This window comes from Rhizobium oryzicola, assembly GCF_030504645.1.
In the GTDB taxonomy this organism is placed as follows: Bacteria; Pseudomonadota; Alphaproteobacteria; order Rhizobiales; family Rhizobiaceae; genus Neorhizobium; species Neorhizobium oryzicola.
Genome location: NZ_JAUKWQ010000012.1, coordinates 63,803 through 89,057, shown reverse-complemented (window position 1 = coordinate 89,057; position 25,255 = coordinate 63,803). Strand labels below are relative to the sequence as shown.

Below are 25,255 nucleotides of genomic sequence, written 5' to 3'. Positions count from 1 at the left end.
TTCGTTGTGGAAGCCAAACGCGCGTAAAGCAATCGGTTCCTATCATCGACATTTGGCATCAACGGTTTGAGGAGACCGTCATGCAAGTCATCGCATTTCTTGAAGCCATTAATCCCGTCGTTGTCGGCATTCTAGGCGTCGTTCTCGCCTGCGGTGCCGTTGACTGGTGGATCAAGACACACTGAAGCATAGCGCCACTTTCAATGTTGCTGGCGCGAACGCGCCTCTCTGGTCGGAGGCACGAGAACTATGATTGTGGCTTGCTGACCTTGCGCCGCGCCCACCAGACAGCGAGCCTGCGGCGGCGACGACGCACGAACGGCAGGTCGTGTGAAAGGACCACCAAGCCAAGGGGCAGCATCCAGAAGCCGAGGATAGGCAAGAAGCCCAGCGTTCCTCCGACTACAAGTCCGCCTCCGACAGCGATTCTTCCTGTTCGCGATGCAGGGAGCGGAACGTGGACGGAACCGAGGTGAAGTTTTCCAGTGCGGGTGTCGACGCCGAACTTTTTCGTTTTCGCCTTGGTTTGCAAGCCTTTTGCCTTCTTTCCTACTGTTCATTTGTCACTGCGAGATGGGGTATGGCTGGGGATAAAACAAGCGACGCTGATTTTTTTTGAAAAAAGTGCTTGGCAAATCGAACGAGCCTGAGTATTACCCCGCTCACGCCGCGGCGAGCGGTGTTCCCTGGTAGCTCAGCGGTAGAGCATTCGACTGTTAATCGACAGGTCGCCGGTTCGAATCCGGCCCGGGGAGCCAAATTCCTCAGCAATTGCTGAACATGAAGAGCCGGTTCGGATACGAACCGGCTCTTTTGTTTTGGTTGATCTCGAGGCGGGCGGATCATGACTGGTTAAGTTTTCGGTTACCAATAAAACCGCTGGCGATTTCCTATCCAATCCTGTCTGCCCAGCCGTTACGGCTGGCTGCCATTGGCGCCACCACCGGCTGGCTGGCCCTGCGCACCGCCCTCAGCAGGCGCTGGCTTCGGGGCTGGCGACGCGGGTGCAGTCGTTTGGCTGGACGAGGTCGTGGATGCCGTCGTGCCGGGATCTGTCTGCGGGCCGCTGGCATTATACCAAAGGAATCCGCCGACAAGCAGGACAACGACAAGCAGCGCCCAGAGCGCACCGGACCGGGTGCTGCGGCGCGTGGGGGGAATGTCCGGACCTCTGTCATTCGGGCTGTAAGTCATTTGCTCCTCCGTGAGTTCGTCACGCAATTTCAACCTTCCAGCATCGGATTGGTTCCGCTCGATTTGATTCTGCCCGGCTGAAGTTCAATCGAACACTCTGGCACCCATCGTGCCAAAACACGCCAACGTGACTGAAATGAAACAATCAATTTCAACGATTTGGCACACCGCGGCACAGAGGATTAACCGGATGTAAACCATGGACGAAGTTTATCTTCCTCTAATCCATCGTGACCATGAAACCCGGTTGCCCTCTTTGAGCTTACGATGAGAAAGGAACTGCATCGTGTCGACTTCAGCGTCGAAAAAGTTCGGGAAGGTGTTCGTTGTGATCCCTCTGTTAACGGCAACCGGATGCACAACCAGCGGCGGCGTTCAGCAGCCTGCGGGTCCGCAGCTCGTGAGCAGCGACAGCGCCTTGGTCATGCCGCCACCCGGCGGCCCTGCCGTGCGCGGTGTGGTGAGCAGTCAACACAGCAATGGCACCGAACAGACCGTGCTTCTCGCGACTACGGCGCGAATTGCGGGACAGAACTATTTCAAGGTCCAGTATGCGGGCGGCACCGACCCCGACAGCAATGCGCCAAGCGGCTCCTACCGGCCGATCTCAGGCAACTCCATTGCAGCTGAAGCGGCACGCGCCATTCCCGGCATCCGCATGACGCCCAGCAATCAGTTGCTGCAGAACTCCTATGGTCCCTTCAGCTATGCATCCGGTCGTTCACCAATGGGCGATACCTGCCTGTTTGCCTGGCAGCAGATCCGCTCGCGCAGCACGCCGACCGCCATCGGTCGCAACTTTGGCATGATCCAGGTGCGCATGCGCCTGTGCGACGCCCATGCCAGCGAACGCGATCTTCTCAACGTCATGTATGGCTACACGCTGACGGGCACCTTTGTCGGCAACGTGTGGAACCCACACGGCCAACCGCCGGGCGTGGATGAAGATGTGATTTCAGGTCGCAAACTGATCGAGCCCGCCGGCGTCTCGTCCATGACAACATCAAGCATCGGCGTGCCGAGAAATATCGTTGTGCAGACTTCCCCTGCCCGGCCGGCCAGCAGGCCCGTTGCGGCAGCGCAGTCAGCACCTGTCGTACAGCCTGCAACTGCGGTTCCGGCGGTTGTTATCCCCATGCCGCCTGTGACCGCCGCGACAGCACCGTCAGCGACAGCAACGACACCAGTCATACCGCTGCCCGGATGTTCGGGCGCGTCCAATGCGAGCGGGTGCTGACACCCGCTCCACAACCCACACGGCGAGATGATTTTGCCGGAGGACTGAAACATGGGAAAAGCCCCAAGCCTCGCCCTCTGGGCGTTGGTGATGATATTGGCGATCTTCATCCTGACCCTGCCGGTCAACCTGCAAACGCAGTTGATCGCCAGTATCACGGTGGTGACCCTGATGTGGATCATCAAGATCCTGAAGGGGGACGGCGTCTGGCGGCTGATCGCGCTGGCGCTTGGTACGGCCATCGTTCTTCGATACGTCTACTGGCGCACGACCGAGACCTTGCCGCCCGTCGCACAGATCGAAAGCTTCATTCCCGGCTTCCTGCTTTATCTCGCAGAAATGTACAGCGTGATGATGCTGGGCCTCAGCCTGTTCATCGTCGCAAAGCCGCTGCCCTCACGCCCGTCCCGCGCGGCCACGCAGAAGCGCTTCCCGCTCGTCGACGTTTTCGTTCCTACCTATAACGAAGACATCACCCTGCTCGCCAATACGCTCGCTGCCGCCAAGGCGATGGATTATCCGGCCGACAAGCTGCAGATCTGGCTGCTGGATGACGGCGGTACCGTGCAGAAACGCAATTCCAGCGAACTCATCGCTGCAGAGGCCGCCGTGCTTCGTCACCGTGTCTTGCAGGATCTCTGCCAGGAGCTGGGCGTCAACTACCTGACACGCGAGCGCAACGAGCATGCCAAGGCCGGCAACCTCAACAATGGTCTTGCCCATTCGAAGGGTGAGTTGGTGGCGGTGTTCGATGCCGACCACGCACCCGCACGCGACTTCCTGCTGGAGACGGTGGGATATTTCGAGGAAGATCCGCGCCTCTTCCTGGTGCAGACACCGCACTTCTTCATCAACCCCGATCCGCTGGAGCGCAATCTCGAAACCTTCAACATGATGCCGAGCGAGAACGAGATGTTCTACGGCATCATCCAGCGTGGCCTGGACAAATGGAACGCGGCCTTCTTCTGCGGCTCGGCGGCGGTGCTCAGCCGCAAGGCGCTGGAATCGACCGGCGGCTTCAGCGGCATCAGCATTACGGAAGATTGCGAGACGGCACTTGCCCTCCACAGCACCGGCTGGAACAGCATTTATGTGGACAAGCCACTGATCGCCGGTCTTCAGCCGGCCACGTTTGCAAGCTTCATCGGCCAGCGCAGCCGCTGGGCGCAAGGCATGATGCAGATCCTGCGCTTCCGCATGCCGCTCTTCAAAGGCGGCCTCAGCCTGCCGCAGCGGCTTTGCTACATGTCATCGACGCTGTTCTGGCTATTCCCCTTTCCACGTGCGATCTTCCTGATCGCCCCGCTGTTCTACCTGTTCTTCGATCTGGAGATCTTCACGGCCTCCGGAGGCGAGTTCCTCGGCTATACGCTGGCCTATATTCTCGTGAATATCACCATGCAGAACTACCTGTATGGCTCCTTCCGTTGGCCCTGGATTTCGGAACTCTACGAATATGTGCAGACGATCCATCTGCTGCCTGCGGTCGTCTCCGTGATCCTCAATCCCCGCCGCCCGACCTTCAAGGTTACTGCCAAGGATGAATCGGTATCGACAGCGCGGCTCTCCGAAATCGGGCGGCCCTTCTTCATCATCTTCGCCATTCTGGTTCTGGCAACCATTGTTGCGATCTACCGGATCTATCACGAGCCGTACAAGGCGGACGTAACCCTCGTCGTCGGCGGCTGGAACCTCATCAATCTCGTTCTGGCGGGCTGTGCTCTCGGGGTGGTGTCCGAGCGCAAGGAGCATTCATCCTCGCGGCGCGTACGCGTGAAGCGTCGCTGCGAGTTCGGCCTGAACGATCAGTGGTACCCGGCATCCATTGAGGATGTCTCCGTAGGAGGCGCGCGCATCGAGGTGTTCAATCGCGACGATGAACTGATCGACGAGGGCAGCGAAGCCATCCTCCGGTTCCGCACCCATCATGGGGACCAGACCGCTCTTCTTCCGGTGCTGGTGCGGAACCGCAAGGCGGTTGGCGACGTCATCACCATCGGCTGCCAGTACCGCCCCAACGGCGCCAGCGACCACCGCTGGATTGCCGATCTGATCTTCGCGAACTCTGCCCAGTGGGCAGAGTTCCAGCAGGGGCGTCGACGCAATCCCGGCATCCTGAACGGAACGGTGTGGTTCCTCTGGCTCTGCTTTTATCAGACAGCACGCGGCCTGATCTATTTCACCCGCAATTTTGGCCAATCGAAACGGTACGCAGACGCCGGGAAGGGAGGCAAGTGACCATGATGCTGCCCCACCGACCGCTCATTCTTCTTGCTGGGCTACTTTACCTGAGCGTTCCGGCTGCCGCTCAGACGCCAACCTTCGACATGTCTCGGGAGCGCCCGCCGGAACCGCCGCCTGCGCCTGCCCCGGTTATTCCACCTGCACCCACGCGCCCGGCTCAGCCCACGGGCACGACGTCAACGCCTCCCCTCGAAAAACCGGCGCTGCAACCCACCAACCGGCCTGCGATTGCATCGGCACCGAGGGAGCGTGAAACAGAGGGCTTTCGACGCTACCTGGTGCCCTATTCCAACCTGAGCCTGACCGGTGAAATCGACCGCAAGCGCTGGGCCGTCTATCTCACCCAGGAGCAGGCGCAAAGGGGCGATGTGTTTCACTTCGCCTTTCAGAACTCGATCGTGACGGCACCTGAGGCGTCGTCGCTCACGGTTCTCGTCAATGACAGGCAGATCGGCCAGGTGCCGGTCAGCTCTGCCGATGCGATTAAAAACGTAGACTTGAAGCTGCAGCCCGGCATTCTGCAAGGCGGCGCCAACCTGATCGAATTTCGTGTTTCGCAACGCCACAGGACCGATTGTGATGTCCGCTCCACCTATGATCTCTGGACCAATATCGAGCCGGAACAAACCTTCCTCTCCTTTAGCGGCTTGCAGGCGGACAGCCAGTCGGTGACAGAAGCCATCCGGGCGATCGGGGTTGATGCCTATGGCCGCAGCCGCATCCGTCTGGTCGTTCCGTCGCTGGCGCAACCTGGCAATGCCGATCTTCTGATGCGCCTGGCTCAAGGTTTGGCGCTTCTCTCCGGCATGCCGAATTTGACCTTCGATGTCGTGGCTTCCGGGGAGGCGGCTAATGGCCCAGGCGAAATGACGATCTATGTCGGCACCTATGGCGAACTCCAACCCTTGGTCTCCGTCCTGCCCCAGACGGCCCAGGCGGCGCCAGTAACAACGCTTCTCGACGAGCAGCCAGGTCAGGGCCGCTCACTCGCGATCAGCGGCCCCAGCTGGTCCAGCCTCTCAGGCGCCATCGATACGATCATTGCGAGTGCGGACCGGCCGAATGGTGTTCGTCGCGACGTGATTACCACCCAGAGATGGAGCGCGCCCGATGCGCCGCTGCTCTTCGGTGGTCAGAGATTGCCACTCTCGCAGCTCGGAGTTCAGACACAGGAATTCTCCGGTCGTCGCCTGCGCACGACCTTCAACATCGCTGTCCCGGCAGACTTCTACGCCAATGCCTATGGGGAAGCAGAGATCCTGGTCGATGCCGCCTTTACCGCTGCCGTGCAGCCCGGCAGCCACCTCGACGTTTACGTCAATGAGAACATCGCCTCCAGCACCCCGATCTACGCGCAGAAGGGCGGGTTGTTCAGCCATCTGCCCGTCAAGATTCCGCTCAGACATATCCGTCCGGGGGTCAACACGATTGCGCTGGAAGTGGTCATCAATTCCGCCGAAGACCGCGCCTGTGCCCCCGGCGCGCCAGCCTCGCAATCACCTCGGTTTGCCCTGTTCGATACGTCCGAATTCGTCATGCCCCCGTTTGCGCGAATGGGGCAGTCGCCCAATCTCGCTGCGTTCGCCGGCACCGGCTTCCCCTATAATCGAGCAGCCGGTGAACCGCTGGCATTGGCGCTTGATCGGCCGGATAGCGACATCATCAGCACGGCCGCAACTCTGCTTGGCCGGATCTCGATCATGGCGGGCCGGGTTCTGAAGACCGATGCCACGGTTTCGCCGACCTCCGTCGGCAACCGCGATGCCATCTTCATTGGCCCTATCTCGCAGATCCCGCAAAAAGCGCTGCAGCAGGTCAATATATCCGTCAGCAGCCTGAATGCGTGGCGTCCGGCAACCGACACCAATGCCAAGCCGTCAGCACCCGCCCCAACCTTGGATCAATGGAGTTCAAAGGTGAGCGGCGGCTCGCTGCGCGGCCAGATAAGTTCCGTCGGCAACTGGCTGGAGCGCAACTTCGATATCTCGTTTGATTCCATGCAGTTTATGCCGCGTGCCGAACAACCCTTTCAGCCGACGCCGAACCAGACAACGCTCTTGGCGCAGGCGCCGTCGCCAGAAGGCGGCGCGACGTGGAGCGTTCTCACCGCACCGGATCCGCAAAAGCTGCGCTCGGGAACCGACTCCCTGACACGGCAGGACAACTGGCTGAAAGTGTCCGGGCGTCTCGTGGCGCACAATGATCGCACGCAAGCCTCAACCATTGAGCCCGTGTCCCACTTCACACTTGTCAATACGATCCCCGGTTCGCTGAACAATTACCGTCTGGTTCTGGCAAACTGGCTTTCCAGCAATAGTCTCTCTTATACGGTTCTGATGGTGGTGGCCCTGTTATTGCTGGGCGTAACGACCTCCACGGTGCTGTCTGTGTTCGGGAGACGCAAATGAGGCGTACCTTCTCCGTCGTGCTGGCATTCGTGGTCTTGCTGGCTGCCGGTAGCTCTGTGGTTCGCGCAGCTGAACCGCTGGTGCCGGAAACCTTGTGGGCCGCTTACAAGGCGAAGTTCATGGATGACAGCGGTCGGATCATCGACAACGCCAATGGCAATATCAGCCATAGCGAAGGTCAAGGCTATGGGCTGCTGCTCGCCTATCTCGCCGACAACAGACAGGACTTCGAACAGATCTGGTACTTCACGCGCACCGAGCTTCTGGTTCGCGACGACGGCCTGGCAGCCTGGAAATGGGAGCCGCAAGCTTCGCCCCATGTGACTGATGTCAACAACGCGACGGATGGCGACATCCTGATCGCCTATGCGCTTGCGCTGGCCGGCTCCCGCTGGAGCAATGCCGGCTATCTGCGGCAAGCGGCGATGCTGGCGCGCGCCATATTGCAGCATACGGTCGTGACGACCAAGGGGCGCACACTGCTGCTGCCAGCGGCGGAGGGCTTTGCCGTAGACGATCGTGCGGATGGACCGGTTATCAATCCCTCCTACTGGGTCTTCGAGGCGCTGCCGATCATGGGTTTGCTGGCGCCATCACCGAAGTGGGAAGCACTGTCTGGGGAAGGGCTTGGCCTTCTGAAGCGCATCCAGTTCGGGCCGAAGCACCTGCCGGCCGAATGGATCAGCCTCAGCACACAGCCAAAACCGGCGGACGGGTTCGAGCAGGAATACGGCTACAACGCCCTTCGCATTCCTCTCTACCTGATGCGGGGTGGCGTGACCGACAAGGATCTGCTCCGGCGGTTGCGCGAAGGCTGGCTGCAAAGCGATGGTGTGAGCGGCGGCATCATCGATCTGCCGAGCGGGCGAACAAAAGCAGTTCTGGACGACCCCGGTTATCAGATCATTAACCATATTGCGGCTTGTATTAGTGACGGGAAACGCATCACGCCCGACGTTCGGCGCTTCAATCCGGTGCTGTATTTTCCCTCGACCTTGCAGTTGCTGGGACTGGCCTTTGTCACGGAGAAACATCCAGAGTGCCTCTGAAACCGCAACTCCTTGCTGCCACCATTCTGGCTGTCGGCGGATTTTATCCGGACGGTGGTCACGAGGCTCTGGCGGGTAGTGCCGCGCCGCGTGGGGCACGCATCGAGCGGGTAATGGCGGCTGCGGATCTGCCGGATACGGACACACTTGCGGGCAAGATCCGCGCCACGCAAAGCAGCGCGCAAATTCCGCTGCCGGATCCTGGTATCGATGATACCGCGCACATCGTCCAGTTTGACCCGACCGCGGAGGCGCAGACAAGATCACCGACTCCCCCTACCGCCGGTGCTGCAGAAGAACCCGAAGTCGATGAAAGCGCACTTCGCTATTTCGCGGCCCGTGGCGATACGGCCCGCCTGAAGGCCGAAATCGCGCGTCTTCGCGCGCTCTATCCCAACTGGCAGCCGCCGGCTGATCCGCTGGCTGTGCCGCAGCACCGGGATGCGAAACTGGAGGCGATGTGGCGTCTCTATTCCGAAGGCAAATATGCCGAGGTTCGGCGAGCGATTGCCGAGCGGCAAGCTTCCGAAACCACCTGGCAGGCGCCGGCGGATCTGCTGGAGCGCCTCTCCGTTGCTGAAGCCCGGGTACGTCTCGTGAACGCCTCTGAACTGAAGCAGTACGACACGGTCGTCAGCGTTGGCGCGGAGAACCCCAGCCTCCTCAACTGCGCGGACGTGGATGTGCTGTGGCGCGTGGCGGAAGCCTTCGTGAAGACGGACCGGGCATCGCGCGGGCAGGATGCCTATCGTTTCATACTGAAAAACTGCACCAACCCGGCGGAAAGGCTGGCGACGATCCAGAAGGCTGCGGCGCTTCTTCCTTACGAAAGCGTGCAGCCGCTTCTCGCCTTCGAAAAGACGGGAACGGATGGAAGCCGCGAGTTCGACAGTGTGCGCGATGCGCTCTCCCGCAGTTTTGTGGCGGAAGCCAATCGGCGACCGGAGATCTCGATCGATGCGACTTATCTGGAACGCGTAAAGCGCCTTGCCGCCAATGACACCAACGGCACGGACAGCCTGCTTCTCGGGTGGTATTATCTGCGCCACAACGCCATGCCGGAAGCAGAAAAGTGGTTCCGCACATCGCGTGACAAGTCCAATACCGCCTCCGCGTCGCAAGGGCTGGCCCTGACGTTGATTGCCCGCAAGGCACCAGCAGAAGCTGAAGAGGTGATGTTCCGCTGGAAGGATGACTCAGAAGACGCCAGCGCCACCTATCTCGCCGCAACGGCGAACCTCCTGGCCGGCGATCCGCCACCGGAAGTGCCCGGTCCGGTTCTGCAGCGCATCGCTGCGGCTGTCGTTGAAAAACGATACGTGCCGACCGCACAGCAGATGGGCTGGTACGCCCGTGCCTTCAATCAGCCGCAGGCGGCGATCCGCTGGTTCCAGACGGCCCTGCAGTGGAAGGCGGATGACGAGCCCTCCGCGTATGGCCTCGCCATCACCCAGCAGCAACTGAACAATCATGCGGCGGTGGAGGACATCCGCCGCCAATGGGCGGGCCGTTCGCAACGTATCGCCAATCTCGGCCTTCTGACGTCGCCCCCACCGGCCACCACCCGCCAGACCACCCCGCCAACGGCGACCGCGGTTGAGGCACCGCCCGCTCCCGCCGCTGCAACCGCACCAACTGTCTCCGCACCCGTGCGGGTCGCGGCGCAGCGTGCTCCTGGCCCGAAAGTCACCGAGAAGGCAACAGAGCGGGCGACCGCAAGCAAGGGGAACCGCACTGATTGCGCGCTTGGCACCGCCAGCGCTGCCAATTCCCAGCAGGCTCTGTCGCTTGGCTGGTGCCTGATGAACCTCAACCGGCCACTGGAAGCTTCGGAAGCCTTCGAAAAGGCCGCGCAAAGCAATGTGCAGAGCGTCCGGGAAGACGCGGCCTATGGCCAGAGCCTTGCCTATCTTCGCCTTGGCCTGACCAACAAGGCCGCGATTGCCGCCACACAGACGCCTCAAACCGGCAAGCGCGCCGCCGAACTCCAAACCGCCATCCTTGCCGACCGCGCCGTCAGCGCCTTCAATGCCAAGCGCTATCGTGAAGCCCTGGTCTATCTGGACCAGCGGGCGCGGCTGTCACCTGACACCACCGACCTCGCAGTCCTGCGTGGCTATGCCTATATGAATCTGGGCATGTACAACGACGCCTGGAAGATCTTCGAGTTCGTTGCCGAAACCGGCAACAGCGATGCCAGCCGCGGACTTGCAGAAATCCGTGACATGCAGAACGGGTATCGGTAAGTCGCTGCTTATTTTTTTCCTAATGCCTCTTGCTTTTTTGACCCTACCAAGGGCGCTGCACGATTCTCTTGACATACCTGCGAGTTTGACTTAGAACAAAACAAGAACAAGCATGGAGATGGACATGACAAACGCTGAAAGAGCCGTCCAGAATGCCATGGCGGCGGTTGCCGCTTCCCGCGCACTGCGTGAGCGTGCTGCGGAAGGACGCAAAGCATTTCAGAGAATTCAGATCGCCAGCCAGAAACCGCTCTACGTGCCGAAGGGCGTGCAGTTGCGCCTCGATCTGGATTTTGAACAACGCCGAAATAGCTGAGACCTGCCAGCCTATCGGTGATCGCGGCGATCATCTTTTCGTTGGAATTGCCGTCATTCTGGCCACACAATCGAACCCTGCTCTTTGCAGAACAAATTTTGCGTCCTAAGTGTGTGGAAGGAAAAGCGCTTTCTTGCTCCAAACACACAAGAGTTGGAAAACGCTACGCAAACCAGTTCTCAACACAGGGTTCCCTTCATGACTATCAACAGGTCGGTGCTGAACGTGATCGGCAACACCCCGCTGATCCGGCTCAAGAACGCATCCGAACGGACCGGTTGCGAAATTCTCGGCAAGGCCGAATTCCTCAATCCGGGTCAGTCGGTGAAGGATCGCGCGGCGCTCTTCATCATTCGCGATGCGGAACGCCGTGGGCTGTTGCGGCCGGGCGGTGTCATCGTGGAAGGGACGGCCGGCAATACCGGCATCGGGCTTGCGATGGTAGCGAAGGCGCTCGGCTATCGTACCGTGATCGTCATCCCGGAAACGCAGAGCCAGGAAAAGAAGGACGCGCTGAAGCTTCTCGGTGCTGAACTCGTCGAAGTGCCTGCGGTCCCCTACAAGAACCCGAACAATTACGTGAAGCTGTCCGGTCGTCTGGCGGAAGAACTCGCAAAGACCGAGCCGAATGGCGCGATCTGGGCCAACCAGTTCGACAACACCGCCAATCGCAACGCCCATATCGAAACCACCGCGCCGGAAATCTGGGAGCAGACCGGCGGCAAGGTCGATGGCTTCATCTGCGCCGTCGGTTCGGGCGGTACGCTGGCGGGCACGGCCATGGGCCTGAAAGCCAAGAACCCGAACATCAAGATCGGCCTTGCTGATCCGGACGGGGCAGCGCTTTACGACTTCTACACCCATGGCGAATTGAAGTCCGAAGGCTCGTCGATTACGGAAGGCATCGGCCAGGGTCGCATCACCGCAAACCTGGAAGGTTTTACACCTGACTTTTCCTATCGGATTTCCGATGCGGAAGCCCTGCCCCTCGTCTTCGATCTGGTGGAGCATGAGGGCCTTTGCCTGGGTGGCTCTTCCGGCATCAACATTGCCGGTGCGATCCGCCTCGCCAAGGATCTCGGCCCTGGTCATACGATCGTGACCATTCTCTGCGACTATGGCAATCGTTACCAGTCCAAGCTGTTCAATCCGGAATTTCTAAAATCCAAAGGCTTGCCCATCCCTCAATGGCTGGTACAAAAACGGGTCATCGACGTACCCTTCCAGACTGTCTGAGATAAGCCATGCTGACAAAAGCCCTCTACCGCGACGATTTTTACCTATCTACGGCGGAGGGCACGGTCACCGCCATCCATGAGGATGGCGGTATCGAGCTGGACCAAACCTGCTTTTACGCGACATCCGGTGGCCAGCCGGGTGATACGGGCTTTCTGGAGCGTGCGGACGGCTCCCGCGTCGCGCTCGCCCCTACCAAGCATGGCGCCACCAAGGACATCATTATCCACGTACCGCTGGCCGATCAGCCGACGCCTGAGGTCGGCGAAAAGCTGGTGCTGCATGTCGATTGGCCGCGCCGCTACAGACTGATGCGCATGCACACCGCCTGCCACCTGCTCTCGGTTGTCTGCCCCTATCCGATCACCGGTGCAGCTGTCGGCGAGGAGGAGTCGCGGGTTGACTTCGACATGACCGATACCATCGACAGGGAAGAGGTAACCGCCAAGTTGATGGCGCTGGTCGAAGAGAACCACTCGGTCTTCCTGCAATGGATCACCGACGAGGAATTGGCGGCCAATCCGGACATCGTCAAATCCAAGAACGTGCGCCCGCCGATGGGTTTGGGCCGCGTTAGCCTTGTTTGCATTGGCGAAAATTCCGCCGTTGACAGTCAGCCATGCGGCGGCACACATGTCTCCGAAACCCAGGAGGTCGGCGCGATTCATATCGCCAAGATCGAGAAGAAGGGTAAGGAAAACCGTCGCTTCCGCATTCGCTTCGGTACATTGGCCGAAGAGACCTGAGGCTGGAGCGATATGAATCTGGAGGCACTATGAGCGCGGGTAAGAGCCGTTTCGTCGTCAGCGCGGACTGGGTTGAAAAGCAGTTGGGCACGCCGGGCTTTCGCCTGGTCGATGCCTCCTGGTATCTGCCGGCGCACAAGCGCAATGGCGCCGAGGAGTATGCGGCCGGCCATATCCCGGGAGCTGTGTTTTTCGATCAGGATGCCATTGCCGATCATACGACCGGCCTGCCGCATTCCCTGCCCTCGCCCGAATTCTTCGCCGAGGAAATCGGCAAGCTCGGCATCAGCGAACGCGACGTCATCGTGGTTTATGACGGCCCCGGCTTTTTCTCTGCCCCGCGTGTTTGGTGGCTGCTGCGCCTGATGGGCGCGGAAAAGGTCTACGTGCTGGATGGCGGCATTGACGGCTGGAAGAAGGAAGGAAGGCCGATCGAGACGGAGCTGCCGGAACCCGTACCCGCCACCTTCACGCCCCGCCTCAACAACCGCCGCGTCACGACCTTCAACGAGATGCGCAATGTGGTCGACAGCGGCTCGGCACAGGTGGTGGATGCCCGCGGTGCGGGCCGCTTCACGGGCGATGAGGCGGAACCGCGTGCCGGCATGCGCTCCGGCCATATGCCGGGCGCGCGCAGCCTTCCCGCCACCAGCCTTTCCGAAGGCGGTCATTTCAAGGATCTCGACCAGCTCAAGACGATGATGGACGAGGCCGGCATTGATCTGTCGCGCCCCGTCGTCACCAGCTGTGGTTCCGGCGTGACGGCTGCTGTCGTGACGCTGGCGCTGGAATCGCTCGGCCACACCACGAATTCTCTCTATGACGGCTCCTGGTCGGAATGGGGTGGTCGTGCGGACACGCCTATCGTGACCGGCCCGGCCGAACCGGTTGAAGTCCGCGACAATGCACCGATCAAGGCGCATGTGACGGAACTGGAAATGACCGCGCCACCGCGCCAGAGCCTGCCGATCCCGGTCAACATCCAGACGGCGCTCATGCGCACGCAGGATATCCCGCTGCACTATTACCGCTATCTTTACCGGCAGGTCGGCAAGCGCTGGCACTGGTATGATCGCGCCCGCATGAGCGACGACGAACTTCTGAAGATCCTGCGCGACGAGCGCGTGTCCGTCACCGTTCTCTATGTCAATGGTGCACCCGCCGGTTTCTTCGAGCTCTTCCACGAGTCGGAAGACCGCGTCGAGCTATCCTATTTCGGGCTTTTCGAGCATGCGTTGGGCCTTGGCATCGGCAAATGGTTCCTGCTGCAAGCGCTGTATTCCGCATGGCAGATGAACCCGAAGAAGGTGACCGTCAGCACCAATTCGCTCGATCACCCGCGCGCGCTGCCGCTCTACCAGATGATGGGCTTTACGCCGGTGCGCATGTACGAAGCCTGGGTCGATCCGATGTCGGATGCGGAACTGCTGGCCTTGGCCAAGAGAGATTAACGCGCGACCGCAAGGATCGGGTGGCTGGAGCTTCCTGATCCAGCCAAAGTGACGGGCATACCCCAAAGGAGCCCGTCACCCATGACCATTCAGTTTTCCGCCATTTCCACTCAAGAGGTCGAAGCCTATCGCGCCGGCGCGTCTGATGCCTATGGCCATGCGCCAGAACGACAGATCTCGCAGGGCGGCATGCCCTGCCGCCATTGCCTGGGCATGATTTCCGAGGGCGAACCGATGCTGCTGCTGGCCTATCGCCCCTTCTCACAGCTCCAGCCCTATGCGGAGACCGGGCCGATCTTTCTGCATGCGGAGGAATGCCCTCGCTATGCTGCGCCTGAGGTGCTGCCGCCGATGCTGGTCAGCCCGGATTACATCGTGCGGGGCTATGGCCAGGATGACAGGATCGTCTATGGCACCGGTGCCGTCACCGCGACGGTGGACATTGCCAGCCGGGCGGGCGAACTTCTGGCACGCGACGAGATCGCCTATGTGCATGTCCGCTCCGCCCGCAACAACTGCTACCAGTGCCGGGTCGACCGCGCCTGATTAGGCATTCGGCTCTGGACGATCGAGGTCTTCGGCCACCTGCAACAGCAGTTTGACGATCTCGCCTGCTTTGCGCTCATCGCCCTCCAGCTGGCGAGCGATGACTTCGCGTAGGTTCAAGAGAGCCGCATCGATGCTGCGCGGCAGGCTGGGGCCGTGATCATGACCGCGCTCGCGGTCCTGCGCCCGTTCCTGCTTGTGGCGGATGCGCTCGGCAACATGCGATAACCGTTCCAGGATGGTTGCTGCCAGCCCACGATTGCTTTCGAGATAGCCACGTCCTTCATCGGTGATCGAGTAGCGCTTCTTGTTACCCTCGGTTTCGGCGGACACGTAACCCGCCTCCTCCAGATATGTCAGCGTCGGATAGACGACACCGGGGCTCGGCGCGTAGAAGCCATAGGTCATATCTTCGATATGTTTCATGATTTCGTAGCCATGGCGCGGCTCCTTCTCGATCAGCGCCAGAACGAGCAGCCGCAGATCGCCTTGCAGCAGGAAACGGCCAATGCGCCCTTCGCCATCATCGCCTCCGAACCCGCGCCCGCCCGGGCCTCCCGGGCCGCCGCGGCCTGGGCCGCGTCCAAAACCGCCCCGCATGGCAAACAATGCCTCCAAGCCACGCGGCTCCTTTTCGCAATGGCCATGACGGCCACCAAATCCACGTCCAAACATTTTCATCTCCTTTAGACTATCTTTCGATATATCTTTAAATAGGATTGACAGACATAAGTGTCAAGACATGAGATATATCTAAATACTATCTGATATGCCAAACGTTCACCCGCCGGCCCTGCGAGCACCAGATCGCTAAGCACTGTCATGTCCGGCACAGGCCGCTGGAAGGGCGGTGGTACTGTCTCCTCAGATCAATTCACAAAGTCGTATGGAGAGTGCAATGCGAACAGAGCGACCACAGGCATACCAGTCTGAACCCAAACTTCAGCGATTCTTTGGAGAAACGGTACCTGGAGGCAGGAGCGAAAAATCTGCGGCCAAAATCCAGCATGTTTTGGGAGCGGGCGCGCCCGTAGGCGGGACCGGTGCAATGGCTGGCAATGCCGCCGCGGCACCTGGCGGGGTCAGACAGGCTTTCCAAAGTTTCGGCCATGCCATTAGCGATGGCTTTTCAGCTTTCAAGGAGAAGGTCGGCAACGACACGAAAGAGATTGCTGCGAAGTATGAGAATTGGAAAGCCGAACGGGCAGAGGTCCGCGAGCAGCGCCGTCTGGCTAAGTGCGCGGTGTTGGACCAGCGGGATGCGGCTCAGGCGAAGTTGCCGGATAATCTGAAAGATGGTGACTTCGCACGCTGCCTTTCAGAAAAAAACAGGCCGTTAATAAGCGTCCTCCTATCGGAACTAAACGCAAAAGTTGAGGAAGAGTTGGCGAGCGATCCCACAAAAGACCCAGCCGAGGTGCGCCATGCAAGCCTGAAAAAAGTCCTGATAGCCTCGTCGGTTGACGCATATCAAAAATTGGATCTCGCATATCTTCGCAAGTGCGCGGACCGATTTCATCGTGAGGGGCGCACCGACAAATCAATGCTCCTGAAAGAATTTTGCGGCGTCCTGAATGAAAGTCACACGCCACAAGGCGCGATGGACATGTTCTTTGCTCTGGCGAAGGATGCAATCAGGGACACAGAGCCCCATTTGTTCTTACGCGCCAGCGGTACCAACGAAGCCCGAGCGATTCAGAAATTTCTGAAGGCCAGCGGCTTGGATGATTATGTAGATGAGGTGATCCATTCCTTTGCTAAACTGAGCAAATCAAGAGAAGCGAGAGCCTTGGCTCAATTAATGAAAGACGAAAATGCAAGCCATTCAACCTCTGGACTCTCTCCGATGCTCGCCGATGCACTTGGTAATTTCAGCCTAAAGATTGCAGAAGCAACTTTGGAACAGAAAATGCCCGATTCTTTAAAAGGGGCTCTCGAGTCACTGACGCACGAAATTGGGCTTCGTAAAGAAGACGATGAAACGAAGAATACGATGATTCATCGCCTATACACCGATCAGCTTTTCCTAAAGGGCATCGCCATCAAAGCGCTGGGTTCGAAACATACTTTAGGTCAAGGTACTAACGCTGGGTTTGACATAGTTAACAAGGTTGCTAGCCAGTCTCCCAAGCCAAATGGCTACATGTCGGAGATGACAAGAGTCTATCAGGAGATAGCGCCACAAATCCACACAATGCTTGAATTGTATTTAGCTCGCGCAGGCATGCCGGAATCCGCTTCAGTAGAGCGCTGGGAAGATGCGCACCAAAAGGGAGCTTAACATGCAAGACGTCAATCACGCACTGTCCGTACTGGCAGACACACTCGGCATTCCCCAGCTTCAGCTGAATGCTGACAAGCAGGCAGGAATCGTCTTCACCGATGGTCTTTCCGTATACATCACAGAGATCGAACCCGGCATTGCGGAGATGAGCTTTCCGCTTAGGGAACTGGATCACGAGTCTCCTGCCATCATGCGGGCCATGCTGGCGGCCAATTGCCTTGGCCACGGCACCGGCGCCGGACGGCTCGCCATCGATGAAGGCAATGACGAGGCGCTCTATTGCGAGCGCTGGGATGTCACGACCATGGACGCCCGGCAAATCGAGCAGCGGTTCTCGCAGCTTTCGCAATACGGCCTGTTCTGGCGCACAGAAGGCCTTGAACTGTTGGAGGCGGAAGCCGACAAGCATGAGAAAGCTGCCGTCGCCTCCGAACTTCCAGGCGCGGGCCCGGATGAGGTGATGCTGCGGGCATGATGAAGACACCAGCCAGCGCAGCGTCGAATGCGCTGCCGGGCTGCTGTTACCTGATATAGCCACGCATGAACGGGGTCGCACACCGCGGCCCCGTTCACTTCAAGCCTTGGATCAGGCGACGTTTAACAGGCTTTCCGGCGCTGCGGCCTCGTAACCGAGTGCCTCAGCCACAGGCTTGTTGGTGACGCGGCCTTTGTGGATGTTCAGTCCATTGCGCAGATGCCGGTCTTCAGCAATGGCGCGCAGGCCGCGGTCGGCCAGCGCCAGACCGTAGTGCAGGGTGGCGTTGTTCAGCGCATGCGCCGAGGTAACCGGAACGGCGCCCGGCATATTGGCGACGCAGTAGTGGATAATGCCGTCGACTTCATAGGTCGGGTCGGAATGCGTCGTGGCATGCGACGTCTCGAAACAGCCACCCTGGTCGATCGCCACATCCACCATCACGGCGCCCTTCTTCATGCCGGTCAGCATGTCGCGGGTCACAAGCTTTGGCGCTGCAGCGCCGGGGATCAGAACAGCGCCGATAACGAGATCGGCGGAGAAGACCTCCTCCTCCAGCGCATCGATCGTCGAATAGCGGGTATGGACGCGGCCATTGAAGATATCGTCCAGCTGGCGCAGACGCGGCAGAGACCGATCGAGAATGGTCACATCAGCGCCGAGACCGACGGCCATCTTGGCCGCGTGCAGGCCGACGACGCCACCGCCAATCACCGTAACCTTGCCCGGCAGAACCCCGGGAACGCCGCCCAGCAACACGCCGAGCCCACCATTGGCCTTCTGGAGCGCCGTTGCGCCGGCCTGGATGGCGAGACGCCCGGCCACTTCCGACATCGGCGCCAGGAGCGGCAGGCCACCACGCTCGTCGGTCACTGTTTCATAGGCAACGGCGGTGACACCGGAGGCGAGCAGGCCCTTGGTCTGCTCCGGATCGGGGGCAAGATGCAGGTAGGTGTAGAGGATTTGGCCTTCGCGGAGTTGCGCCCACTCGGCCGGCTGCGGTTCCTTCACCTTCACCACCATGTCGGACTTGTCGAAAATGTCCTTGGCGGTTGCAACAATCTTTGCGCCAGCGGCGATATAGGCTGCGTCATCCGCGCCAATGCCGGCACCCGCCTTCGTTTCGATGAAAACTTCGTGGCCATGCGCCACATATTCACGCACCGCGCCGGGTGTAAGCCCGACGCGATATTCATGGTTTTTGATTTCTCTCGGGCAACCAACGCGCATCTTCGTTCCTCTTGATCTGTGGTTCCGCTGTTTCCTCTCAGCGTCCTGCAAACTCCACCAGAAACCTTTGGCAATGTCCTTGCGAAGATGAATTGTCTCAGAGAAGAAATTCGGAGATTATTGCGTCACATATTTACCCAGTCGTGGAATCTTCGAATGAGCGAGCATGATGCCATTGATCTTGCGATCATGAGGACACTGCAGAAGAACGGCCGGATTTCCAATGCGGAACTGGCGCAGAAGGTGGGCCTGTCTGCATCAGCCTGTTCCAGGCGCCTCGACATCCTCGAGAAGAGTGGCGTCATCAGCGGTTATCATGCGCGCCTGTCGCACAAGGCGCTCGATTACAAGATGATCGCCATCGTGCACATTTCGCTATCCGGGCAGTTTGCAAAAACGCTGACGGAATTCGAAGCCGCCGTCAGGCTCTGTCCCAATGTGCTGGTCTGTTACCTGATGTCCGGCGAGTATGATTACATCCTGCGCGTCGCCGCCAAAGACCTGGAGGATTACGAGCGTATCCATCGCGACTGGCTGTCCGCCCTGCCCCATGTGGTGAAAATCAACTCCAGCTTTGCGCTACGCGAGGTCATCGACCGCCCGAACGTGGGGCTCTAATCATCGATCCGAAGCTGACGTTTCTCCCCGTTGGTCCATCTTCGGTGCAAATGCTTCGAAGCTGTCATTTTTCTGATGCGTCGGCATGGGAATGACCCTACATTTCTGCCCATTCAGAAAGAGGGAACTTCCATGTCATCCGTTTTGACCACACCTTCCATCACACGCCGCAGCCTTCTCGGCGGCATTGCAGCCTCCTCGGCGCTCGTCATGCTGCATCCATTCGCAGCCCGTGCAGCCGCCAACCAGGCGCATCTGCGGATCATGGAAACGACTGACATCCACGTCAACATCATGCCCTATGACTATTACGCGGATAAGCCCAACGACACGATGGGCCTGACGCGGACCGCCTCCTTCATCGATCAGGTGCGCGCCGAAGCGACCAACTCGATGCTGATCGACAACGGCGACCTGCTGCAGGGCAACCCGATGGGTGACTTCATGGCCTATGAAAAGGGCATGAAGGCCGGTGACTTGCACCCGGTCATGAAGGCGATGAACGCACTCGGCTATGATTGCGGCACGCTCGGCAACCATGAATTCAACTACGGCCTGGAATTCATGTTCAACACGCTGAACGGCGCGAACTTCCCGATCGTCTGCGCCAACCTGACCAAGGGCCAGCTGGCATCCGACCCCAAGAAGGACGAGCTGTTCTTCAAACCCTACGTGATCCTCGAAAAGCAGATCAAGGACGGTTCCGGCAATTCCAGCCCCGTGAAGGTCGGCTTCATCGGCTTCGTGCCGCCGCAGATCATGGTGTGGGACGCCAAGAACCTGGAAGGCAAGGCGCAGACGCGTGACATCGTGCAGGCCGCCAAGGCCTGGATTCCGGTCATGAAGGAAGCCGGTGCGGATGTTATCATCGCGCTCTCCCACTCCGGCATTGACGGCACCGGCCAGAGCGAACGCATGGAAAACGCCTCGCTCTACCTCGCAGGTGTCGATGGCATCGACGCGATTTTCACCGGCCACCAGCACCTCGTTTTCCCCGGTCCGAAGGATTTCGAAGGCATTGCCGGCGCAGACATCAAGAAGGGTACGCTGCAGGGCAAGCCTGCCGTCATGGCCGGCTTCTGGGGCTCGCATATGGGCCTGATCGACCTGCTGCTGGAAAAGGACGGCAATCGCTGGAAGGTCGTTGACTTCACCACAGAAGCGCGCCCGATCTTCCACCGAGACGAAGCCAAGAAGATCATCCCCGACGTCAAGGACAAGCCGGAAATCGTCGCCGCCGTGAAGGAAGAGCATGAGGCGACGCTGGCTTACGTGCGCCGTCCGGTTGGCAAGACCTCTGCTCCGCTCTACTCCTACTTCGCGCTCGTCGCGGATGATCCTTCGATCCAGATCGTCTCCAACGCCCAGACCTGGTATGTGAAGCAGCTTCTGGAAGACGGCCAGTACAAGGATTACCCGATCCTCTCCGCCGCGGCTCCCTTCAAGGCCGGTGGCCGCAATGGCGCCGACTATTTCACCGATGTGCCCGCCGGCGACATCGCCATCAAGAATGTGGCCGACCTCTACCTCTATCCGAACACGGTCCAGGCCGTTCTCATCAACGGTGCTCAGGTGAAGAACTGGCTGGAAATGTCGGCCGGCATGTTCAACCAGGTGCCCGTCGGCTCCAAGGACGTGCCGCTGCTCAACACCAAGTTCCCGTCCTACAATTACGACGTGATCGACGGCGTGACCTACCAGATCGACCTGTCGCAGCCGGCGCGCTTCGATCTCGATGGCAAGCTGGTCAACCCGGACTCGAACCGCATCGTTGACCTGAAGTTCAACGGCAAGCCGATCGACCCGGCCCAGAAGTTCGTGGTGGCCACGAACAACTACCGTGCAGGCGGCGGCGGGAAGTTCCCGGATATTGCCGGCGACAAGGTGATCCTCGTGGCACCCGACACCAACCGCGACGTGATCGTTCGCTATATCCACCAGCTCGGCACCATCAACCCGTCAGCGGATGCCAACTGGTCGTTCAAGCCGTTGCCGGGCACGACCGCAGTATTCGAAAGCGGTCCGAAGGGTCGCCAGTATGCGGCAAGCGTCAAGGGCGCCAAGATTGAAGATGCCGGTGACGGTGCGGAAGGTTTCGCCAAGTTCCGTCTGGTGCTTTGATCTGATCCATTGTCATCGCCAACAGGGCCGGCTCCTCGTGAGCCGGCTTTTTATTCTGCCGAACCGGTCAGATCATGGTCTTCCACCACAAAAATCTATGAGAGAGCGTGCACCCGGGCATCACCCGCCATGGCGGCAATTGACCTCGGCGTGACGAACGGCACACAGCTGAGGGGTTCATAGCGACGGATTCCCTCATGCGCCTCAGCCGACTTCTCTCCACTATCACAGCTCTTCTCGTAGGCTTTATCCTGCTGCTCTGCGGCTGGTTGCTGATCTCGGACGAACGGCATTTGCTGGACGAGGCAAAGCTTCGCGAAATCGGCAAGACGGCCGTGGTGTTCTCCTCTGCCATGCAGCAGGCGGCCACGCTATCTGCCAGCCATGCCGAAGCAATCGCAGAAGACAAGACGGCGCAGAGCCTCCTGAAGGCAAAGGATCGTGCCGGCCTGCAGGCCTATATGAAGCCGGCTTTCGATCGTCTGGCGGGCACAGCTGATATCGATGTGCTGCATTTTCACGAAGCCAACATGAAATCCTTCCTGCGCGTCTGGGAGCCTGAGAATTTTGGACAGGACCTCTCGACGTTCCGCCCGATGGTGGTGGCCACCAACCACGACAAGCGCACGCAAAAGGGCCTGGAATTCGGCATCCGGGGTTTAAGCCTGCGCGCCATGTCTCCCATGCTTGCGGGCAGCGAACTGATCGGCACCGTCGAGGTAGGCGTCAACCTGAAGTCCCTGACCGAACTTGCAAAATCCTCGACCGGTGCTGACTTTGCGCTGTTTCTCGACCCGAGCGTGACAAATGCGAAGAACGACGGACGCAGGGCCGGCGCCTTGGCGTTGGATGCCAATACCGATACCAGCCTGTTTACTGCGCTCGATAATCGGGGCCTCGCACACCTGACGCGCGCGCCTTACGTCGAGACGACCGTTGTGGATGGCCGCACGCTCGGCGTGTTGGGGACGCCGCTTATCGATTACAGCGGCAATGTCATCGGGGTCATCGTCGTCTCGTCAGATGTGACCGTGCTGGAGCGCCACGCCAACCAGAGCCTGGTCACCATTGCGGCCATTGCGCTGGCAGGCCTCTTGATTGTGCTGGCCGTGCTCACGATTGCGATACGGGCAACGGTGGTGCGTCCGATGAACGCGCTCACCAAGGCGGTGCGCGGCGACGACATGAGCCACGCACCGAAGTCCGGACTGCGGGAATATCGTGCGCTGCGCGATGCTCTCGCGGAACGCCTTCGCGCCACCGGTTCGAAGGATAATGCGGCATGATGCGGCGTTTCGTTCGGACCCTTCTTGCAGCACTGGTCCTCTTGGCCGGAGTGGGCGTTGCCCTTCCCGCTGCGGCAACCGTGCATCGCCTTCCCGATGACCTGAAGCGTCCGGTGCGGGTGCATGTCTCCTTTCGGCTGTTGAACATCATGAAGGTGCAGGAAACGGTGGGCGAACTTTCCGCCGTGATTGAGCTTCGCCAGACATGGGCCGATCCATCGCTGAAATTCGACGGCGTCAAGGCCGGACGTCAACGTCTGGATTTTGCAGGAGATGATGCGAAGGCCAAGCTTTCGGAGATCTGGACGCCCGCGCTTCTCATCGAGAACCAGATCGGCAATGCGCAATCCGTCACCAGCAGCATTTCCATCTACGCCGACGGGCGTATCCAGTTGATCCAGCAGGTGGAAGGCAATTTCCGCTTCGCCAAGGATGTCTCTGCCTTTCCCTTCGATACGCAGCGCATCCCCTTCGCGCTTGTGCCGCAATACCACCCGGCCGATGAGGCTCTGCTGGTCGTCGATGACGGCGACCGCGCGCTCTCGACCCTCTCCCACGAACTGACGGTCACGGACTGGACACCGAAGACGCTGAGCTTTCGTGCAGAAAGCTTTTATGGCTGGAATGCCCGTCCCTTTGCACGCCTCAGCGCCGAGGTGGATCTCTCGCGCAACTGGCCGCGTTACGTGCTGCGCATTTTTGTGCCCTTCCTGGCGGTGCTGTCGGTGTCGATGTTCATCCTCTGGGGTGCCGTGAAGGAACCGCCGAACATCACCTATTCCGCACTTCTGGCCCTATCGGCTCTGGGCTTTACCTTCGAATCGAGCTTTCCGGGCAGCATGTCATCCAGCTCGCCGATCGCGCTGATGATTTCGATCGGCTATTTCTATCTGATCGTCACGCTGCTGGTGGATCTCCTGATGAACAGCCAGTCCTTTCCGCTGAGACAGGTTTTCCCGCATCTTGCCATTGAAACACGCCGTGTCGTGCGGCATTTGCTGCCGGCGCTGTTCCTGATCATCTGCGGCTGCGTGATCCTGCGATCTTTGGGCTGATCATTTCAGCATCGAGCAATAGTGGTAGCGGCCTTCATAGGCCACGCCATCGATGCTCCGCTCCAAGGTGAACGCCTTGCGGTTGGCAATGGTCATCGTGGTCGCATGCACGCCCACGCCATTGTTGCTCGCTGCAGAAACCGTGGTGCGCGTTGCAAGACACGCTTCCGAATAGCGAAACACATTGCCGGACTGCACGATGTTGCGCGGTTCACACTGGGCGTTCTGGATCAGGAAGGCTGTGCCCGTCCAAGTCAGAGGCAGCGCCTTGCCCGGCGCTTCGCAGCTGATGCCGTCTTCGTAATAGATGCCCTTATCCAGCGGCAACCGCTCTTCAGAGCCCGCCGTGCCCGCCAGAAAGAACCCGGCCACAATGGTGGCCAGGCCAAAGATGGCACGAAGCCCGCTTTTTCCCATTGAACCCGTCATTCCGCTGCCTTCGAGAAGTCCTGTGGACCGTTCAGCATCTGTTGCATGTCTTCGCGGCTGGGGCAGCTGGAGAGGCGCCTGTGAAATGCTTCCAGCAACCAGCGCCCTGCCGGCCCGAGCGGCGTTGCGGTGCGACGCATGGCATAGAGCGGATATTCACCCGTCTCATAGGCATCGAGCTTCAGCGAGACCAGACGCCCGGTCGCAAGGTCTTCGCGGATCAGTGAGGCAGGCAGGCCTCCCCATCCCAGACCGCTCCGGATCAGCTGATGCTTTGTAGCGATATCACCGACGCGCCAGATGCGATAGGAGAGCACGTTGAAGTCTCTGCCTTGCGTGATGCCTGAGGCATCCGTGACGACCAGTTGCACCTCCTCGCGCACATCGATACGGGACAGCGGCTTGTCCACCTGCACAAGCGCGAGCGAATGCGTACTCGCGGCCACAGGCACCATGAAGGAATGGCCGATCTTTTCCAACGTCAAGGTGTCATCGGCACGCGGCGGTGCACCGGCAATGCCAATGGTCGCACGGCCGTTGGACACGAGATTCATGATCATGCCGAGTTCGCCGGTATTCAGGCTCAGCGAAACGGACGGGAAATGATTGATGAAATCGGTCAGCGTTGCAGCCAGGGCTTCGCTCGGTACCATGTTGCTGATCGCAAGTGACAGTTCCGCCTCCAGCCCTTGCTTCATGCTTTTCGCCCGCGCGCGCATGACCTGCAGGTCAGAAACGATACGCCGGGCATCGGCCAGCAGGGCATGCCCCTCATCCGTCAGACGCGTTTGGCCGGGACCGCTGCGGCTGAACAGCGATACTTCCAGCTGTGCTTCCAGATTGGCGATCGTATAGCTCACCACCGATTGCGCGCGGTTCAGCCGTCGCGCCGCCGCCGAAAAGCTGCCGGTATCAGCAACCGCCAGAAAGACCTGCAACTGGTCCAGGGTGGGATTTGCATCCATCCGCGTCCATCCAATTCATCGATAGAATTCTTCGACATTATCCCGATTTTATCGATGGACGTCCATGCCTATGTTCCGGACCGACGCAGACGGTCACTCCGTCCACAGAGTTTGAAAAG

At 59.7% G+C, this 25,255-nt stretch carries 22 protein-coding genes and 1 tRNA gene; 17 read left to right on the top strand and 6 right to left on the bottom strand.

The genetic code is table 11. From position 1 onward, the window contains the following. Nucleotides 1–247: 247 nt before the first annotated feature. Nucleotides 248–532, bottom strand: coding sequence for a hypothetical protein (locus tag Q2T52_RS23555; protein WP_302079366.1), 285 nt, complete (start codon nucleotides 530–532; stop codon nucleotides 248–250). Nucleotides 533–683: 151 nt separating this feature from the next. Here Q2T52_RS23555 and Q2T52_RS23550 point away from each other — a divergent pair. Further along, nucleotides 684–758 (top strand) — tRNA-Asn (locus Q2T52_RS23550). Between the two features lie 157 nt (nucleotides 759–915). Here Q2T52_RS23550 and Q2T52_RS23545 read toward each other — a convergent pair. Continuing rightward, entirely contained in the window at nucleotides 916–1,194 is a 279-nt protein-coding gene (locus tag Q2T52_RS23545) for a hypothetical protein (RefSeq protein ID WP_302079365.1), read from the bottom strand. 400 nt (nucleotides 1,195–1,594) lie between these two features. Here Q2T52_RS23545 and bcsN point away from each other — a divergent pair, with 400 nt between their 5' ends. From bcsN to Q2T52_RS23495, 10 genes are all read left to right on the top strand, one after another. Further along, nucleotides 1,595–2,431: a cellulose biosynthesis protein BcsN gene (bcsN, locus tag Q2T52_RS23540; protein WP_302079364.1), complete on the top strand. Its 837-nt coding sequence runs from the start codon at nucleotides 1,595–1,597 to the stop codon at nucleotides 2,429–2,431. A 51-nt stretch (nucleotides 2,432–2,482) separates the two neighbouring features. Then, nucleotides 2,483–4,669 (top strand): UDP-forming cellulose synthase catalytic subunit, encoded by a 2,187-nt coding sequence (gene bcsA / locus Q2T52_RS23535; protein WP_302079363.1) that lies wholly within the window; start codon nucleotides 2,483–2,485, stop codon nucleotides 4,667–4,669. A gap of 2 nt (nucleotides 4,670–4,671) precedes the next feature. Continuing rightward, on the top strand, nucleotides 4,672–7,083 hold the full coding sequence (locus Q2T52_RS23530) for a cellulose biosynthesis cyclic di-GMP-binding regulatory protein BcsB (protein WP_302079362.1): 2,412 nt from the start codon (nucleotides 4,672–4,674) through the stop codon (nucleotides 7,081–7,083). Continuing rightward, on the top strand, nucleotides 7,080–8,132 hold the full coding sequence (locus Q2T52_RS23525; protein WP_302079361.1) for a family 8 glycosyl hydrolase: 1,053 nt from the start codon (nucleotides 7,080–7,082) through the stop codon (nucleotides 8,130–8,132). Before Q2T52_RS23530 ends, Q2T52_RS23525 begins: the two co-directional genes overlap by 4 nt. Nucleotides 8,133–8,245: 113 nt before the next feature. Beyond that, complete coding sequence (locus Q2T52_RS23520; RefSeq protein ID WP_436799584.1) at nucleotides 8,246–10,378, top strand: tetratricopeptide repeat protein; 2,133 nt, start codon at nucleotides 8,246–8,248, stop codon at nucleotides 10,376–10,378. 124 nt (nucleotides 10,379–10,502) lie between these two features. Next, on the top strand, nucleotides 10,503–10,694 hold the full coding sequence (locus Q2T52_RS23515; RefSeq protein WP_302079359.1) for a hypothetical protein: 192 nt from the start codon (nucleotides 10,503–10,505) through the stop codon (nucleotides 10,692–10,694). A 198-nt stretch (nucleotides 10,695–10,892) separates the two neighbouring features. Then, nucleotides 10,893–11,930 carry a cysteine synthase A gene (locus Q2T52_RS23510; RefSeq protein ID WP_302079358.1) on the top strand — a complete coding sequence of 346 codons (1,038 nt, stop codon included), beginning with the start codon at nucleotides 10,893–10,895 and terminating at the stop codon, nucleotides 11,928–11,930. 8 nt (nucleotides 11,931–11,938) lie between these two features. After that, nucleotides 11,939–12,676 carry an alanyl-tRNA editing protein gene (locus tag Q2T52_RS23505; RefSeq protein ID WP_302079357.1) on the top strand — a complete coding sequence of 246 codons (738 nt, stop codon included), beginning with the start codon at nucleotides 11,939–11,941 and terminating at the stop codon, nucleotides 12,674–12,676. A 29-nt stretch (nucleotides 12,677–12,705) separates the two neighbouring features. After that, nucleotides 12,706–14,127, top strand: a complete 1,422-nt coding sequence (gene sseA, locus Q2T52_RS23500; protein WP_302079356.1) for a 3-mercaptopyruvate sulfurtransferase — start codon at nucleotides 12,706–12,708, stop codon at nucleotides 14,125–14,127. A gap of 81 nt (nucleotides 14,128–14,208) precedes the next feature. Further along, entirely contained in the window at nucleotides 14,209–14,673 is a 465-nt protein-coding gene (locus Q2T52_RS23495) for a DUF1203 domain-containing protein (protein ID WP_302079355.1), read from the top strand. Here the strand turns inward: Q2T52_RS23495 and Q2T52_RS23490 are convergent, their stop codons facing one another. After that, nucleotides 14,674–15,348, bottom strand: a complete 675-nt coding sequence (locus tag Q2T52_RS23490; protein ID WP_302079354.1) for a PadR family transcriptional regulator — start codon at nucleotides 15,346–15,348, stop codon at nucleotides 14,674–14,676. Between the two features lie 223 nt (nucleotides 15,349–15,571). Here Q2T52_RS23490 and Q2T52_RS23485 point away from each other — a divergent pair, with 223 nt between their 5' ends. Together Q2T52_RS23485 and Q2T52_RS23480 are read left to right on the top strand one after the other, a co-directional pair. Further along, on the top strand, nucleotides 15,572–16,954 hold the full coding sequence (locus tag Q2T52_RS23485; protein WP_302079353.1) for a hypothetical protein: 1,383 nt from the start codon (nucleotides 15,572–15,574) through the stop codon (nucleotides 16,952–16,954). Between the two features lies 1 nt (nucleotide 16,955). After that, complete coding sequence (locus Q2T52_RS23480) at nucleotides 16,956–17,432, top strand: type III secretion system chaperone (protein ID WP_302079352.1); 477 nt, start codon at nucleotides 16,956–16,958, stop codon at nucleotides 17,430–17,432. 111 nt (nucleotides 17,433–17,543) lie between these two features. Here Q2T52_RS23480 and ald read toward each other — a convergent pair whose 3' ends face one another. Continuing rightward, nucleotides 17,544–18,662 carry an alanine dehydrogenase gene (ald, locus tag Q2T52_RS23475; RefSeq protein WP_302079351.1) on the bottom strand — a complete coding sequence of 373 codons (1,119 nt, stop codon included), beginning with the start codon at nucleotides 18,660–18,662 and terminating at the stop codon, nucleotides 17,544–17,546. Nucleotides 18,663–18,818: 156 nt separating this feature from the next. Between ald and Q2T52_RS23470 the strand changes: the two genes are divergently transcribed. The 4 genes from Q2T52_RS23470 to Q2T52_RS23455 all read left to right on the top strand — a co-directional run bounded on the left by Q2T52_RS23470 (nucleotide 18,819) and on the right by Q2T52_RS23455 (nucleotide 23,742). Next, complete coding sequence (locus tag Q2T52_RS23470; RefSeq protein ID WP_302079350.1) at nucleotides 18,819–19,280, top strand: Lrp/AsnC family transcriptional regulator; 462 nt, start codon at nucleotides 18,819–18,821, stop codon at nucleotides 19,278–19,280. A gap of 132 nt (nucleotides 19,281–19,412) precedes the next feature. Further along, complete coding sequence (locus Q2T52_RS23465) at nucleotides 19,413–21,401, top strand: bifunctional 2',3'-cyclic-nucleotide 2'-phosphodiesterase/3'-nucleotidase (protein ID WP_302079349.1); 1,989 nt, start codon at nucleotides 19,413–19,415, stop codon at nucleotides 21,399–21,401. A 197-nt stretch (nucleotides 21,402–21,598) separates the two neighbouring features. Continuing rightward, on the top strand, nucleotides 21,599–22,687 hold the full coding sequence (locus Q2T52_RS23460) for a cache domain-containing protein (protein ID WP_302079348.1): 1,089 nt from the start codon (nucleotides 21,599–21,601) through the stop codon (nucleotides 22,685–22,687). Next, nucleotides 22,684–23,742: a ligand-gated ion channel gene (locus Q2T52_RS23455; protein WP_302079347.1), complete on the top strand. Its 1,059-nt coding sequence runs from the start codon at nucleotides 22,684–22,686 to the stop codon at nucleotides 23,740–23,742. Before Q2T52_RS23460 ends, Q2T52_RS23455 begins: the two co-directional genes overlap by 4 nt. On the opposite strand, the gene Q2T52_RS23450 is transcribed toward Q2T52_RS23455, so the two are convergent. Both Q2T52_RS23450 and Q2T52_RS23445 read right to left on the bottom strand, forming a co-directional pair. Further along, nucleotides 23,743–24,171 (bottom strand): hypothetical protein, encoded by a 429-nt coding sequence (locus tag Q2T52_RS23450; RefSeq protein WP_302079346.1) that lies wholly within the window; start codon nucleotides 24,169–24,171, stop codon nucleotides 23,743–23,745. Further along, the gene (locus Q2T52_RS23445; protein ID WP_302079345.1) at nucleotides 24,168–25,136 is read right to left on the bottom strand and encodes a LysR family transcriptional regulator; all 969 of its coding nucleotides are present in this window, start codon (nucleotides 25,134–25,136) and stop codon (nucleotides 24,168–24,170) included. The genes Q2T52_RS23450 and Q2T52_RS23445 overlap by 4 nt, the downstream gene beginning before the upstream one ends. Nucleotides 25,137–25,255 lie beyond the last annotated feature (119 nt).

What these genes read in the sequence shown, in the direction of transcription:
- Q2T52_RS23545 (WP_302079365.1), bottom strand. Translation starts at nt 1,194, where the DNA reads ATGACTTACAGCCCGAATGACAGAGGTCCGGACATTCCCCCCACGCGC.
- bcsA (WP_302079363.1), top strand. Translation starts at nt 2,483, where the DNA reads ATGGGAAAAGCCCCAAGCCTCGCCCTCTGGGCGTTGGTGATGATATTG.
- Q2T52_RS23530 (WP_302079362.1), top strand. Translation starts at nt 4,672, where the DNA reads ATGATGCTGCCCCACCGACCGCTCATTCTTCTTGCTGGGCTACTTTAC.
- Q2T52_RS23525 (WP_302079361.1), top strand. Translation starts at nt 7,080, where the DNA reads ATGAGGCGTACCTTCTCCGTCGTGCTGGCATTCGTGGTCTTGCTGGCT.
- Q2T52_RS23520 (WP_436799584.1), top strand. Translation starts at nt 8,246, where the DNA reads ATGGCGGCTGCGGATCTGCCGGATACGGACACACTTGCGGGCAAGATC.
- Q2T52_RS23515 (WP_302079359.1), top strand. Translation starts at nt 10,503, where the DNA reads ATGACAAACGCTGAAAGAGCCGTCCAGAATGCCATGGCGGCGGTTGCC.
- Q2T52_RS23510 (WP_302079358.1), top strand. Translation starts at nt 10,893, where the DNA reads ATGACTATCAACAGGTCGGTGCTGAACGTGATCGGCAACACCCCGCTG.
- Q2T52_RS23505 (WP_302079357.1), top strand. Translation starts at nt 11,939, where the DNA reads ATGCTGACAAAAGCCCTCTACCGCGACGATTTTTACCTATCTACGGCG.
- sseA (WP_302079356.1), top strand. Translation starts at nt 12,706, where the DNA reads ATGAGCGCGGGTAAGAGCCGTTTCGTCGTCAGCGCGGACTGGGTTGAA.
- Q2T52_RS23495 (WP_302079355.1), top strand. Translation starts at nt 14,209, where the DNA reads ATGACCATTCAGTTTTCCGCCATTTCCACTCAAGAGGTCGAAGCCTAT.
- Q2T52_RS23490 (WP_302079354.1), bottom strand. Translation starts at nt 15,348, where the DNA reads ATGTTTGGACGTGGATTTGGTGGCCGTCATGGCCATTGCGAAAAGGAG.
- Q2T52_RS23485 (WP_302079353.1), top strand. Translation starts at nt 15,572, where the DNA reads ATGCGAACAGAGCGACCACAGGCATACCAGTCTGAACCCAAACTTCAG.
- Q2T52_RS23480 (WP_302079352.1), top strand. Translation starts at nt 16,956, where the DNA reads ATGCAAGACGTCAATCACGCACTGTCCGTACTGGCAGACACACTCGGC.
- ald (WP_302079351.1), bottom strand. Translation starts at nt 18,662, where the DNA reads ATGCGCGTTGGTTGCCCGAGAGAAATCAAAAACCATGAATATCGCGTC.
- Q2T52_RS23470 (WP_302079350.1), top strand. Translation starts at nt 18,819, where the DNA reads ATGAGCGAGCATGATGCCATTGATCTTGCGATCATGAGGACACTGCAG.
- Q2T52_RS23465 (WP_302079349.1), top strand. Translation starts at nt 19,413, where the DNA reads ATGTCATCCGTTTTGACCACACCTTCCATCACACGCCGCAGCCTTCTC.
- Q2T52_RS23460 (WP_302079348.1), top strand. Translation starts at nt 21,599, where the DNA reads ATGCGCCTCAGCCGACTTCTCTCCACTATCACAGCTCTTCTCGTAGGC.
- Q2T52_RS23455 (WP_302079347.1), top strand. Translation starts at nt 22,684, where the DNA reads ATGATGCGGCGTTTCGTTCGGACCCTTCTTGCAGCACTGGTCCTCTTG.
- Q2T52_RS23450 (WP_302079346.1), bottom strand. Translation starts at nt 24,171, where the DNA reads ATGACGGGTTCAATGGGAAAAAGCGGGCTTCGTGCCATCTTTGGCCTG.
- Q2T52_RS23445 (WP_302079345.1), bottom strand. Translation starts at nt 25,136, where the DNA reads ATGGATGCAAATCCCACCCTGGACCAGTTGCAGGTCTTTCTGGCGGTT.